This is a genomic window from Brucella gallinifaecis (assembly GCF_006476605.1).
In the GTDB taxonomy this organism is placed as follows: Bacteria; Pseudomonadota; Alphaproteobacteria; order Rhizobiales; family Rhizobiaceae; genus Brucella; species Brucella gallinifaecis.
Map to the genome: position 1 here is coordinate 1 of NZ_ML636811.1, position 12,799 is coordinate 12,799.

A 12,799-nucleotide genomic window follows, 5' to 3' on the forward strand; every position below is an offset into this window, starting at 1 on the left:
AATTAGCTTTACCCATCGTAAGCTCCTTGCCTCTTTTTTAAGTCACAAGGTGTCTACAAATCTAGGGGCTATTCACTCTTTTCGGGGAGTGCTTTTAACAAAACGTGGAGCAAGCATGATATTCTGTCCCACAGTGAGATGAGGGAACAGGTTATAGCTCTGGAACACCATTCCAACGTCGAGATGGAGCTTTCTCAGTTGTTTTTTAGATACGTCCTGGTGCAGATGATGATCGCAGACCGCGACTTCGCCACCATTAATTTTCTCCAGTCCATTGATGCAGCGCAATGCTGTGCTTTTTCCAGAGCCACTTCGGCCGATAAGGGCAACTACCTGCCCGGCGTTAACTTCAAAAGAGACACTGTGCAAAACTTTAACAGTTCCAAATGATTTTGAAACATCGGTTAGTTTAACGATTGGAGACATTGAGGCGATCCTCGAGCTTACGGCTCCACCATGCAAGTGGATAGCACATCATAAAATAGAGAGCAGCGACCAACATAAACACTGTGAATGGTTGGAACGTCGAATTGTTGATCAGCTTGCTTGTATAGGTGAGGTCGGCCACGCCGATCACTGAGGCAAGCGAAGTATTTTTAACAATCTGCACCATGAACCCGACAGTAGGCGGGGTCGAAAGCCGTAATGCCTGAGGAACTATTACGAGCCAGAATCGATAGATTGGGTGAAGGGCCAGACACTCTGCAGCTTCCCATTGCGTTTTAGGGACCGATAAGATTCCACCACGCCAGATTTCGCCAAAATATGCGCTGGCATAAATGACAATTGCGAGACTTGCAGCCGCAAAAGGCGGGAGGTCATAACCTAAAATAGAGAGGCCAAAGTAAGCCAGCATCATCTGAATGAGAAGTGGCGTTCCCTGAACAATCAAGACATATACGGAAGCGATGAGTGCAATGATGCGGTTGGACGAAACTCGGGCAACTGCCACGATAAGACCGAGCAAACCTCCGCCGCTAAATGCGACGAGCGCCAAGCCAAAAGTCCATAGGGCCCCGATGAATAATGCCTGGATCTGAAATGATGTTAACATGTCACGCCCCTCACAATGGTGTGCCAAGACGTCGGAGACGTGGGAATACAAACTGAGAGATCAGCCAGAACAGCCATCTGACGACGATTGACAAGGCGATATATATTGCCGCAACCACGAGGTATGTTTCAAAAGAGCGGAAGGTGAGCGAGTCAATACTTGCTGCAATCGAGGTAAGCTCTTCCGCCGAGATTTGGGACACAACACTTGTTGTCAGCATAATGAGAATGAATTGGCTGGTCAGTGCCGGATAAACGCGTTCTGTCGCTGGCGGCAGGACTATCATAAGCAGCGACTGAAATCGGGTAAATCCGAGACATTCCGACGCCTCCAGCTGCCCTTTACGGATCGATTCTATGCCTGCTCGCATGATTTCGCAGGTGTATGCGCTAACATTAATCACAATCGATAGCACGGCGCAGAACTGTGCCGAAAAGCGAAAACCAAGCGAAGCTAAACCAAAATAAATCAGAAACATTTGAACGAGTAATGGAGTATTGCGGATTAGCTCAACATAAACCCCACAACTCTTACAAATAAGGACGTTTTTCGAAGTCCGTCCAATGGCCAGAAGCGTGCCTGCGAAAAAGCCCAATACGATTGTCAGTGCAGACAATTTGATTGTTAGCCAGAGTCCGTGCAGTAGGTCAGGCCAATATTCGTGCAGAAAGCTAAAATCAAACTCATAGGTCATTTAAGTGACCACTTGTGAGCAGATTTTGTCTTTCAACCAATGGGCACGGTTTTATACTGAAATCAGTGTTTTTCAGATTGGGCACTTTTGGAACTCCTCCAATTTACAAAAGCTGTTTTGGAGTAACATCAAAAAAACGTGTGCGCAACATGTAAAATTACTGACCACTATATGGGATAAAATGCATTGCAACGCCTGGCTATAGATTGACTAAAGAAGCAAATTATGTGCATTTGTTCCATAGTTTAGGATAGAGGCGAATAATGATGAAACGCGATGAACAGGCTGTACAGGGGACTCAAGTTCTGGCACGTGCTCTTACTGTACTCGATGCTGTTGCATATGGGGCGAGCGATCTCGTTACTATCGGATCAAAACTGGGAACAAGTCGTAGCACAACGCATCGTATTGTTCATTTTCTTCAGCGCAGCGGATTTTTGAGGCATGTCGACGGTCGTGGCTATGTACTTGGGTCGAAATTAATAGAATTGGGTGCACAGGCATTAGAACAAATGCCTTTAACCTCGCTGGCCAGAAAACATATAGAAAAACTCGGACAGCAGACGGGCGATACAATTCATCTTAGCGTACGCGATGGTGATAGTGTGCTTTATATTGATAAGATTTCAGGCGTAAAGGGCTTGGAAATGCGATCCCGGGTTGGATTGCATAAGCCTGTCGCGACCACCGGGACTGGTAAAGCTATGATGCTGGATCTGGCTGAAGAGGAATGGGCGCGTTTATATTCTCTCGCAAACAGCGAAGTCATTCAGGCTGAGGTGCCGCCTCCTGGATTTTTACAGTGGCATGAGTTTCGGGAATCAATGCGCTCTTATAAAGAGCTTGGTTACACGATGGAATTTGAGGAGAATGAAGCCTCAATCCGTTGTGTTGCGGCTCCCGTTCGTGATGCCCGTTCTAATATAGTGGCGGGGCTGAGCGTAGCGAGCACAACTCCTTATATGTCAAAAGAGCGTATGCACAACTTGGTTCCGTTGGTAACCGCGTGTGCTTTGTCGATATCGCGCGAACTTGGATATATTGCGCGTTAAAGCAGATAATCTGAAATGATTAGAAAGAGAAATCTGGATATTCTGGGCCGCAAAGATATACTATATCTCATTATATAGGACGCTATCTCGCTTTGTAAATGTCGCACCCATTTTCCATTGACATGTGGATTTGTTCAAAATATGATTTACATGTCCATTATATGGGATTGCAAGCGAGAAGGCCTGAGGAGCGCCTTCATCGTTATTGAGATCATAGCCATTCGTTCGAGGCCATTGTCATTTAAAGGACGACTATGATCGGGGCGCCTTACAGGCTTCAACGGGAGGAACTTTAATGTTAAGAAAAACAACGCTAACCCTACTTTTTTGTGCTGCAGCTGGTGCTTTTTCATTCTCAGCCAGCGCAGACACGCTAGCAAATATTAAGAACCGAAGCTCAATCAAGGTTGGTATTGATCTGGGTCAGGCTCCTTTTGGAATGGTGAATGGGGAAATGAAGCAGGTGGGATCCGATGTGGATACTGCCAGACTATTGGCGAAAGACCTTGGCGTGGAACTGGAGGTTGTGTCGATAGCTCCTGCTAACAGGATTCAGTTTTTGATGACCGGAAAGGTCGATGTCGTCATCGCAAGTTTTTCGATTACTGAGGAGCGTAAGAAACAGGTTGACTTCTCCTATCCTTATGCTGTCAGCCAGGTCGTGGTAGCAACTACGAAAGGGCAAAAACTTCCTACATTGGAATCACTTGCAGGTAAGGATATTGCGGTCACACGCGGGTCAACCAATGACACACTGATTACCGAGGCGCTCAAAGAAAAAAACATCGAAGGTGCACGCGTTGTTCGATATGATGACAATGCTTCGACGACAAATGCGGTCATCAGTGGTCAGCAGGATGTGTATGCTGTGGCAGCTTCTCTGCTGATTCCTGTGAATGAAGCCAATCCAAATAACCAGATTGAGTCACAATTCCCGCTGAAAGTGTTTCCGCTTGCTGTGGGCCTGAGAAAAAATGAGCCAGCACTAAAAAACTGGGTCAATGATTGGGTTATGAATAACCTAAAAAATGGTGAACTAAATAAAATCTACCAAACTTATCACGGCGCTTCATTGCCGGATGATCTTGTTGCAGGAAAGTTTGATAACTGATCCCCTCTGCGTCCTGGCTCTTAGCATTGGAAAATTTTGAGCCAGGAGTTTATTTTCTTCTGTAATGATCTCGGAAAATATCTTGATGAAAGCACTCATTATAGATGCTGAAGGTTCTTCACGGCTTGGCGAGATACCAAGCCCGGAATTGGGGCACGATGATATTCGAATTGCTGTTAAGCATGTTGGGCTTTGTGGTACAGACCTTAATACCTATAGAGGCCGTAATCCGCTCGTAACACTTCCTCGTATACCAGGACATGAAATTGGTGGCCAAATCATCGAGATTGGCGCGTCGGCTTCGTCTGAATACCGAGTTGGGCAACGGGTCGTCGTTGTTCCTTACACCAACTGTGGGGAGTGCGCTTCTTGTAAGAAAGGACGTACAAATGCCTGCCGCTACAATAGAACCCTAGGCGTTCAGCAAGAAGGAGCAATGACAGAGGAGTTTGTTGTTTCTTCCGAGAAAATTATCGTTAATGACGCCCTTGACCCTAGGTATCTGGCGCTGGTTGAGCCGCTTGCGGTTGGATTTCATGCGGTGGCTCGGGGGCAGGTTAAAAAAGGCGATCGCGTCGCAGTCCTGGGCTGTGGGATGATCGGTTTGGGGATTCTGATCGGAGCAATTGCCCGGGGTGCAGAAGTAATAGCCGTCGATTTTAGCGAACATAAACGTTCCGTTTCTCGCGAGTTTGGTGCAAGCGAGACGCTAGACCCGGGTTCTGTCGACGTCGTTCAGCGGATATCTGAACTGACAAATGATTTTGGTGTCGATGTCGCATTCGAAGCTGTCGGAATACCAGATACCTTTACCCAGTGCATTGACATTGCAAGTTACGCTGGCAGGGTTGTCTACGTCGGTTACTCAAAATTGCCGGTAACCTACAATACTGCGCTCTTTAATTTAAAAGAGTTGGATATTATGGGGTCTCGAAATGCTACAATTGACGATTTTCGGGCTGTCATTCAGTTTTTAGAGCAGATTGGCAATCAAGCGGACAAGCTGATATCGAAACAAATTCCCTTTGAAGAAGCAGATACGGCATTCGATTACTGGGCCGACAATCCGGATTCCCTTAAAATTATGGTTGTGCAGAAATGAATGAGATCGAGAAAACGTTTGGGTTGCATGGAAAGAAAGCACTTATAACAGGTGGGGGCTCAGGAATTGGGTTTGCGATCGCGCAGGCCATGGCACAGGCAGGTGCAGAGGTTGTCGTGGTTGGGAGACGCCAAAATGTACTCGATAGCGCGGTCCTCTCAATCCCCGGATCCAGTGCTGAAGTAGTTGATCTTGCCGACATTAAGTCTTTATCTGAAGCGGCTCGAACTATAGACGCACGCTATAATGGAATTGACATTCTAGTAAACAATGCTGGCAACACGATCCGAAAACCTTTCAGCGAAACAACTTGTGAAGATATCGATTCAATCCTCGATGTTCATCTTCGGGGAGCACTCGAGTTCACGCGACCTATTATTACAGCGCAGGCTGGAAGGGGGCATGGGTCGGTTTTGTTTACAGCTTCAATGGCATCTTACATGGGGCTCCCATATGTGATTGGCTATTCAGCGGCAAAATCTGCTCTACTCGGCGTTGTCAGAGGTCTTTCTGCTGAATTTGCTCCCCAGGGCGTACGCGTCAATGCAATTGCACCGGGCTGGATTGACACGCCCTTGTATCGGGGTGCGACTGGTGCGGATGAGGCAAGGAAAGCCAAGGCACTCTCGAGAATTCAAATGGGTACGATTGGGACCGCTGAAGATATTGGCTGGGCAAGTGTCTATCTATCGTCACCTGCAGCATCTTATATAACCGGTCAGACACTTGCTGTGGATGGGGGGGCACTTGCAGGGTTCTAACACTCTATAGAATTTACAGGAAAGCGTCGACTGACCGTTGAGTTGACACGATTAAATGCTTATTCTTTTTCAAAGTCTGATAGCCGCGCTGTTAATCGAAAACCATTGAGTTTTTTCGTGATAATAGCCCTTTCGTCAACAGTTTGCCGTGTGTAACGGAGGCTTAGATGGCCGGGCATCATTACCTTAACCCGATTGATGGTGTGCTTGAATAGCGAATGGTATTTTAACCTGAACTACAGACATGCAGTTGTACGCCACATGTTGGTTGAGGCTGGGCGTAAATCACGGTGAACGACGGAACTGAATTTGTTTCTTGGGAAATTTGGCAGCCTTGGTATCGTGGCGTTTTCGCATCAGGGCTTCCAACACAAAGCCATGCTGATTAACAGTCCGTCAAAGAATGTGTTTCTCACCTTTGATTAATATCACTTATTCATCTAGATGTCATTGATCACCAAATCTGGGCGTGCGGCGACGTATTTTATTGGCATAGCCGCCTCCAAACTTCTCAGTCCATTCGCGCATTGTGTTGTGGGTAGCGATGATCCTGATAAGCTAGCATGTCCTCGATCATTCGAAAGCTCAATGGAAAATGGAAGTGCAGCCAGACAGCTTCAGCGATAATATCAGATGAAAAACGATGACGGCGGCAAAGCGGACAACGAGGTCCGATCAACATCCCTCATCGCGGTAAATGTTGACATGCGGGTTAAGGTAACGTTGTCTGTGGATGGCGTAGTTATAGCGAAAAGAGATCGAATCCGCAGGAGTTCCCACAACATATAGTCCATCGCGGTCATTCACTTTGTAGAGCGCGGCCTGCGTTTTCAGGTTGCGCAGCTTGGTATCAGTCAGCACGACACTGCCTTTCAACGCTCTGAAAATACCATGATGCCGGGGATTTGGCCGTCATGGTATTGCGCTGATAGCATGACATCGGGCTACGAAATACCATTTTTCATGCCATGAAAAATTTCTTCTTGGACGTGCCAGACTGTGCAGCACCAAAAAACAAAAAAGCCCGCAATTACGCGGGCTTAGCTGCTATTTCATGCTCTTTGGTGCCGGTCTTTACCAGACGCCAAATTATTCCCACTCAATGGTACCCGGAGGCTTCGAGGTCACATCATAAACAACTCGGTTAATGCCGCGGACTTCATTGATTATACGGGTCGCTGCATTGCCGAGGAAGTTCATATCATAGTGGTAGAAATCTGCGGTCATGCCATCGACCGAAGTCACGGCACGCAATGCACAGACAAACTCATAAGTGCGGCCATCGCCCATCACGCCAACAGTCTGAACGGGCAGTAAAACTGCAAAAGCCTGCCAGATTGTATCATAAAGACCTGCTTTGCGGATTTCATCAAGATAAACCGCATCGGCTTCGCGTAGGATTTCAAGCTTTTCGCGCGTAATTCCGCCCGGGCAGCGGATTGCAAGACCCGGACCAGGGAATGGATGGCGACCGATAAAACTGTCAGGCAGACCGAGTTCCTTGCCCAATACGCGCACTTCATCCTTGAAGAGTTCGCGCAAAGGCTCAACCAACTGCATATTCATGCGCTCTGGCAGACCACCAACATTATGGTGCGACTTGATCGTCACAGAAGGGCCACCGGTAAAGGAAACGCTTTCGATAACGTCTGGATAAAGTGTTCCCTGTGCAAGGAAGTCTGCGCCACCAAGTTTGTTGGCTTCTTCCTCAAATACTTCAATGAATAGACGACCAATGGTCTTGCGCTTTTTTTCCGGGTCACTTTCGCCTTCAAGCGCATCAATGAACCTGTCCTGTGCATTCACAAGAATCAGCGGAAGATTATAATGCTCCTTGAACATGGCCACCACATCGGCCGCCTCGTTCTTGCGCATCAAGCCATGATCAACAAGGATACAGATCAGCTGATCGCCAACCGCTTCATGGATCAGAAGGGCCGCAACAGAAGAGTCAACGCCACCCGATAGTGCACAGATAACCTTGCCTTTGCCGACCTGTTTGCGAATGGCTTCGACAGCCTGCTCGCGATAGGCTGACATAGTCCAGTCTGGCTTGATACCGACAATATTGTGAACGAAGTTTTGAAGCAGCTTCGCACCATCAGGCGTATGCACAACCTCGGGGTGGAACTGGACTGCAAAATATTTACGCTTCTCATCCGAAATGGCCGCGAAAGGTGCATTGGGTGATGTGCCAATGACCTTGAAGCCTTCAGGAAGCGCCGTTACGCGGTCACCATGGCTCATCCAGACCTGATGGCGGGTGCCCTTGGCCCATACGCCAGCAAACAGTGCACTGTCTTCCTGCACTTCAAGGAAAGCGCGACCAAACTCACGGTCATGGCCGCTTTCAACCTTGCCACCCAGCTGGGCGCACATGGTCTGCTCGCCATAGCAGATACCGAGAACAGGAATACCAGCCTCGAAAATCGCTTGCGGCGCACGCGGACTACCGATGTCCGTTGTTGAATGCGGACTGCCCGACAGGATAACTGCCTTCGGGTTGATACGCCTATAGGCATCTTCCGCAGATTGAAACGGAACGATTTCGGAATAAACTCCGGTCTCACGTACGCGGCGTGCAATCAGCTGCGTAACCTGGCTGCCAAAGTCAATGATAAGAATAGTGTCAGGATGTGCCGTGGTGCTCATGCCGAGCATCTAGATAAAAAACAGCAAAAATGCAATGGACGAAGTGCCACGTTTTAACAAACAAACCAATAAAACAAACTTATCCTGACATATCCTTGTCAGTAAACACCACAGCGCCATCAGCAATCGCAGATTCCAGTGCCTTCACAGCCGTGGCAAGCTTCTCATCAATGACATCAAGATATTCTGTCCAGTCATTAAGGTGATTGAGTTCTTGCACACCGTCTGAAATGCCGCGCAGTCCAATCAATTCAACACCAAACATCTGACAGGCACGCAAACAGGCGTAAGTTTCCATATCGACCATATCGGCTTCAATCGCTTCATAGGCTTGGCCGGAAACAATATTCGCGCCCGTTGAAAGCGAGGCGCGTGGCAAGCCAGGAATAAGGAGGGGCAAATCAACAACTTTAGGCAGATCAAGAAAAGGCGTACGCCCTTTTTCAAAACCCAGCGCTGAAGCGTCCATATCACGATAGCCAACCATTGAAACCTGAAACACATCCGTTTGTGAGAGTGTTGCGGATCCGGCGGAACCAATCGAGATAACCAGATCAGGCAATTCGCCTTGTTTTTCATAATCTGCCAAAATACGGGTCAGGTTAACGGATGCCTCAACTGGTCCCACACCAATCATCAGAGGCGAAAAGAGTGAACCCAGATAAGGACCATATTCGGCTTCTGTCGCCATGACATAAAGAAGACGTTTACCCGCAATGGTTTTGATCACTCGTTCGGCCTCTGTCTGGCAACAGACTAATAATGCTTCTTCCGCACAAAACCCGGATATGCAGCATCGCTATCTTAGCTCTGTCTTTGCAACACGCTTACGTAAAAACCGTCCGTATCCGTGGATAATGGAGAAAATACACTGCCCCGGGTAGAAAATACCGGTGACAGAGTACCTGCATCTGTGACGATTGAATCCCAGAGATCACGGGGTGCTGCTTCGGTAAAGTCACTGTGCTCCGCAAGAAAACGCTCAATCTGGCGTGTATTTTCTTCTGCAAAAAGTGAGCAGGTCACATAGACCAGACGCCCACCCGGCTTGACATAATGTTGAGCGGCTTCGAGAACCTCCTGCTGGTCCTGCACGCGACGTTCAAGCTGTTGCTCGTTAAGGCGCCATTTGGCATCGGGCCGGCGTCGCCATGTACCGGAACCCGTACATGGGGCATCGGTGAGGACAAGGTCCATCCGTCCGATCAATGGTGCCAAGGCATCAAGATTGCTATGGATCTGTGTATTACGTACACCTGCCCGCTGCAAACGATCATGCATCGGTGAAAGACGTGCACGTTCCGCATCATAAGCGTGAACCTGACCACTGTTTCCCATGGCGGCAGCCAGTGCAAGTGTCTTGCCGCCAGCACCCGCACAATAATCCAGCACCTGTTCACCCGGCTTGCTACCTGCAAACAAAGCTGCAAGCTGGGAGCCGAGATCCTGCACTTCAAACCAGCCATCAAGAAATGCCTGATCTGTCTGCACATTGGGATGACGACCCAGTGCTTCTATTGGAGGAATACGCAAAGCCTGACTGAGCAATGGTGCTTGCACAACACCGGCTTTTTCCAAGGCTTCAAGAACAGCTTCTGGCTTGGTTTTAAGCAAATTAACCCGAAGATCGACCGGCGGTCGCGTGGCAAGTGCCGCAGCCTCTTCTACCCAGCGCTCACCGAACATTTCCACCAGTGAAGGAATGCACCATTGAGGTACATCGGCCCGGATATTTAAAGGAGCATCAGCAAGATCACGGCTGCGCCAAGCTTCGCGCGGTGCCGCATCCAGCGCTTCAGGCGCAAATTTATCGCCATCAAGCGTTGCATCAATCGTTGCGAAATCCATATCACCTTCGCAAACCAGTGCACCATAGGCCAAAGCCCGCGCATCATCACTGTCCATACGCCACGCAATAGACAATTTGCGGCGCAGCGCGTCATAAACAATATTACCAATGACAGCGCGATCCCCTGCACCGGCAAAGCGATGCGACGCACCCCAATCCTTCAGCGCATCGGAAGCCGGGCGTTTGACCACCTCAATATCGTTTAAAATCTCTATCGCCGCCTGAAGGCGTCCGCCAAGCCGCATTTCTGCTCCTTCATATTTATTATGTCGGGCATAGCCTTCCTTGATGGGAAAAGGCAATCAGCAATTCCGTTGCGACGCGTTTAAAGTCTTTGTGAAAGGCAAAAGTCCAAGCAGCGTAAGGGGCGCCACTGGATGTGCTTCTCTCCTTTAGCTGATGTAATGCATTCATCCAAATACTATTTATACCAAGGAGTGGCATACCGCACCTAGATGTCAGTGAGACGTGCTATCGTAACAGCCGGCAACTGGCCAATGAAAATGAACAGATCGGTAGTTTGTTGATCGACTAATGTGAGTCCGATTATTGAATGTTCTGGATGATTTTAACTGTGAGGTCTTCGGTATTGAAGTGGACGTTTCATTACCAGCTGAACGCGTTATTCGAAGTGGCAATGGCTTTGCATATGCAAAGGTGGTCTGTTGTAAACAGATAAAAAGGATATCCTACTCTGTCACGCGGATCACTATATCATCGCCATATAGGCTGATTTGTTCTGTGCCGGGTTTTGTCGCAGTGAACATGATCGCACGGGCTGGAATACGCCCACCGCACTGACGGCTGTTTCGAGTTCCGACGCCGCCATCCGTCAAGGTTCCCGTTACCAGTTCGGGTAACAGGAGCTTGGCACTCTCCCATGTCGGAGCATCGCCGCACTCGTTCCCACGTGCTCCGTGGATGATAAGGGAATCCCCGACCTTGGCCGAAACATTGCGCACATAATCTGCGACGATACCTTCATAGCTTGCTACTGGATCAGTGTCCTCGACCTTCTCACTGCCCGATAGATCGATGACAAAAACACCTGTGACAAGCGCGGCGGCAACACCGCCGGCAATTAGGATCTGCTTGGAAACCGACTTGGCCGAGCTTGCTGGGGGGGGCGTTTCATCGTCCATACCTGTCACTATATCATCGGTCGAAGGCTTTACCTTCGCCTGACTATATAGGCGGTTCCATGCGTCGCGCAGAGCATTATCCCGGTCAACTTTGAGGATTTTACCGAGCAGTATGAAGTTTTTTCGTTGTGGTATGTGAATGCCCATACGCCAGTTTCGCAGATTCTTCACTGCTGCATCGAACGCCGCTTGCGTCTGATTTTTACTTGTGGCGCATAACGCATCGGCTAAAGCCATATTGTCGAGGTGGCCTTCTTTGGTGCAGAGCGCGTCCAGAAGTTCATGCCATTGCTGATACTCAGCCCAATCCTTTGTCGTTAACATCATGCCCCCATATGCGTTACCCGCAAGGACTATAGCGTCATGTAATTGATCTTGCATGACAATTTTAGAGTTTTTTCCGTAACTTCTGTTTCTTCCACGATTTCGCGCTGACCGCTCCCGCATAGCGGACTATGAAATTAGCATTCCACTCCGGTTGGACTGGATGAGGACGGCGCACCGACTTGCGAAAAAATTAAAGCTACATAAGCCCACTTGTACAGACAGACGATCATGAAAGGGGTGGCGTGACCGCGATGAAGAAGATTAGCGTATTGGCCGTTAGTGCGGTCGTAATGATGAGCCTGACAATGTTCTCGCCCGCTCGGGCAGAGCAGGAATGGAAGTCGTCATTTGCCGGATTGGGGTTCGATATCAAGGGTATCAGCCTTGAGAAAGATATCCGCACCAGTATGATGGAGTATGACCCTGATTATAAGCTCCGCATGGGAACGTGGACTGACAGCCAAGGCGGCTCAGAGCGGGAAGATTATGTAGGCACGAGCTTTGCCATCGGCGCAATTTGGGACACCCGCGAGCAATATTCCCTCATCGCAACCCCGTGGCACACGGGCAATCTGATCAAGTCTTTCACGCGCATTGTTTCAATTTCCAAAGACGAGCAAAAGCCGGTCATCGAAGAATTTGTCGCCGCAGCTACTGAGAAGTATGGCGAACCGATCAAGCACGAACGTGATAGCATCTTTCAACGGCGTGCCATGCAGATGATCTATCCCATCAAAAACGGAAAAGTGGCCGATGTTCCCTGCTACGACGCGGATAGGGGGAATTTTTTTGCAACTATGGACAGCACGGCTCAACGCCTTGAACGGGCCAAAAAGCATCTGGCCGAAATGAAGTCGATCTATTGCGATGCGGTTCTGTCGATCTGGTATACGCCGGATTCCAGGAACAAAGAACGTATTGTTAATTTCGGGGCTGTTGCCCGTGATTTCCGGCTCGATCTGGAAGCCTTTGTAGCAGACACCAAGGTTAGAGCCGACGCTACAACCGCGCGCCAACAAGCCACGCCGTCTGCTTCTCCCGATTTGTAAAGAGAT

The 12,799-nt window shown here is 48.8% G+C and carries 12 protein-coding genes and 2 pseudogenes; 5 read left to right on the top strand and 9 right to left on the bottom strand.

Annotated features, from left to right (window positions below; genetic code table 11):
• Positions 1 to 93 precede the first annotated feature (93 nt).
• From FHY56_RS14590 to FHY56_RS14600, 3 genes and pseudogenes are all read right to left on the bottom strand, one after another.
• A pseudogene (locus FHY56_RS14590) lies at positions 94 to 426 on the bottom strand (ATP-binding cassette domain-containing protein); the annotation flags it as partial.
• Positions 410 to 1,054 (bottom strand): amino acid ABC transporter permease, encoded by a 645-nt coding sequence (locus FHY56_RS14595; protein ID WP_140905894.1) that lies wholly within the window; start codon positions 1,052 to 1,054, stop codon positions 410 to 412. The pseudogene FHY56_RS14590 and the gene FHY56_RS14595, both read right to left, overlap by 17 nt.
• A 10-nt stretch (positions 1,055 to 1,064) precedes the next feature.
• On the bottom strand, positions 1,065 to 1,748 hold the full coding sequence (locus FHY56_RS14600; RefSeq protein WP_140905895.1) for an amino acid ABC transporter permease: 684 nt from the start codon (positions 1,746 to 1,748) through the stop codon (positions 1,065 to 1,067).
• A gap of 263 nt (positions 1,749 to 2,011) precedes the next feature.
• On the opposite strand from FHY56_RS14600, the gene FHY56_RS14605 reads away from it, so the two are divergent.
• The 4 genes from FHY56_RS14605 (at position 2,012) to FHY56_RS14620 (ending at position 5,774) form a co-directional block, all read left to right on the top strand.
• Positions 2,012 to 2,800 carry an IclR family transcriptional regulator gene (locus tag FHY56_RS14605; RefSeq protein WP_235889512.1) on the top strand — a complete coding sequence of 263 codons (789 nt, stop codon included), beginning with the start codon at positions 2,012 to 2,014 and terminating at the stop codon, positions 2,798 to 2,800.
• Positions 2,801 to 3,095: 295 nt separating this feature from the next.
• A complete protein-coding gene (locus FHY56_RS14610) occupies positions 3,096 to 3,911 on the top strand; it encodes a transporter substrate-binding domain-containing protein (protein WP_140905896.1) in 816 nt (271 codons plus the stop codon).
• Between the two features lie 85 nt (positions 3,912 to 3,996).
• Complete coding sequence (locus tag FHY56_RS14615; protein WP_193556795.1) at positions 3,997 to 5,013, top strand: zinc-binding alcohol dehydrogenase family protein; 1,017 nt, start codon at positions 3,997 to 3,999, stop codon at positions 5,011 to 5,013.
• Positions 5,010 to 5,774, top strand: a complete 765-nt coding sequence (locus FHY56_RS14620) for an SDR family NAD(P)-dependent oxidoreductase (RefSeq protein WP_140905898.1) — start codon at positions 5,010 to 5,012, stop codon at positions 5,772 to 5,774. The genes FHY56_RS14615 and FHY56_RS14620 overlap by 4 nt, the downstream gene beginning before the upstream one ends.
• Before the next feature lie 324 nt (positions 5,775 to 6,098).
• Here FHY56_RS14620 and FHY56_RS18440 read toward each other — a convergent pair.
• From FHY56_RS18440 to FHY56_RS14645, 6 genes and pseudogenes are all read right to left on the bottom strand, one after another.
• Positions 6,099 to 6,456 (bottom strand): annotated as a pseudogene (locus FHY56_RS18440) (DDE-type integrase/transposase/recombinase); the annotation flags it as partial.
• Entirely contained in the window at positions 6,450 to 6,635 is a 186-nt protein-coding gene (locus FHY56_RS14625) for an Arm DNA-binding domain-containing protein (protein ID WP_452101244.1), read from the bottom strand. The pseudogene FHY56_RS18440 and the gene FHY56_RS14625, both read right to left, overlap by 7 nt.
• Before the next feature lie 228 nt (positions 6,636 to 6,863).
• Positions 6,864 to 8,426: a glutamine-hydrolyzing GMP synthase gene (gene guaA / locus FHY56_RS14630; protein ID WP_140905899.1), complete on the bottom strand. Its 1,563-nt coding sequence runs from the start codon at positions 8,424 to 8,426 to the stop codon at positions 6,864 to 6,866.
• A gap of 79 nt (positions 8,427 to 8,505) precedes the next feature.
• Positions 8,506 to 9,156, bottom strand: a complete 651-nt coding sequence (locus tag FHY56_RS14635; protein ID WP_140905900.1) for a 5'-methylthioadenosine/S-adenosylhomocysteine nucleosidase — start codon at positions 9,154 to 9,156, stop codon at positions 8,506 to 8,508.
• A 74-nt stretch (positions 9,157 to 9,230) separates the two neighbouring features.
• Entirely contained in the window at positions 9,231 to 10,520 is a 1,290-nt protein-coding gene (locus FHY56_RS14640) for an RsmB/NOP family class I SAM-dependent RNA methyltransferase (protein WP_140905963.1), read from the bottom strand.
• A 444-nt stretch (positions 10,521 to 10,964) separates the two neighbouring features.
• Positions 10,965 to 11,744: a hypothetical protein gene (locus FHY56_RS14645; protein ID WP_140905901.1), complete on the bottom strand. Its 780-nt coding sequence runs from the start codon at positions 11,742 to 11,744 to the stop codon at positions 10,965 to 10,967.
• A gap of 242 nt (positions 11,745 to 11,986) precedes the next feature.
• On the opposite strand from FHY56_RS14645, the gene FHY56_RS14650 reads away from it, so the two are divergent.
• Positions 11,987 to 12,793: a hypothetical protein gene (locus FHY56_RS14650; RefSeq protein ID WP_140905902.1), complete on the top strand. Its 807-nt coding sequence runs from the start codon at positions 11,987 to 11,989 to the stop codon at positions 12,791 to 12,793.
• The last annotated feature ends 6 nt before the right edge of the window (positions 12,794 to 12,799 follow it).

Coding starts and splice junctions, on each gene's coding strand:
- FHY56_RS14595 (WP_140905894.1), bottom strand. CDS start 1,054: ATGTTAACATCATTTCAGATCCAGGCATTATTCATCGGGGCCCTATGG.
- FHY56_RS14600 (WP_140905895.1), bottom strand. CDS start 1,748: ATGACCTATGAGTTTGATTTTAGCTTTCTGCACGAATATTGGCCTGAC.
- FHY56_RS14605 (WP_235889512.1), top strand. CDS start 2,012: ATGATGAAACGCGATGAACAGGCTGTACAGGGGACTCAAGTTCTGGCA.
- FHY56_RS14610 (WP_140905896.1), top strand. CDS start 3,096: ATGTTAAGAAAAACAACGCTAACCCTACTTTTTTGTGCTGCAGCTGGT.
- FHY56_RS14615 (WP_193556795.1), top strand. CDS start 3,997: ATGAAAGCACTCATTATAGATGCTGAAGGTTCTTCACGGCTTGGCGAG.
- FHY56_RS14620 (WP_140905898.1), top strand. CDS start 5,010: ATGAATGAGATCGAGAAAACGTTTGGGTTGCATGGAAAGAAAGCACTT.
- guaA (WP_140905899.1), bottom strand. CDS start 8,426: ATGAGCACCACGGCACATCCTGACACTATTCTTATCATTGACTTTGGC.
- FHY56_RS14640 (WP_140905963.1), bottom strand. CDS start 10,520: ATGCGGCTTGGCGGACGCCTTCAGGCGGCGATAGAGATTTTAAACGAT.
- FHY56_RS14645 (WP_140905901.1), bottom strand. CDS start 11,744: ATGATGTTAACGACAAAGGATTGGGCTGAGTATCAGCAATGGCATGAA.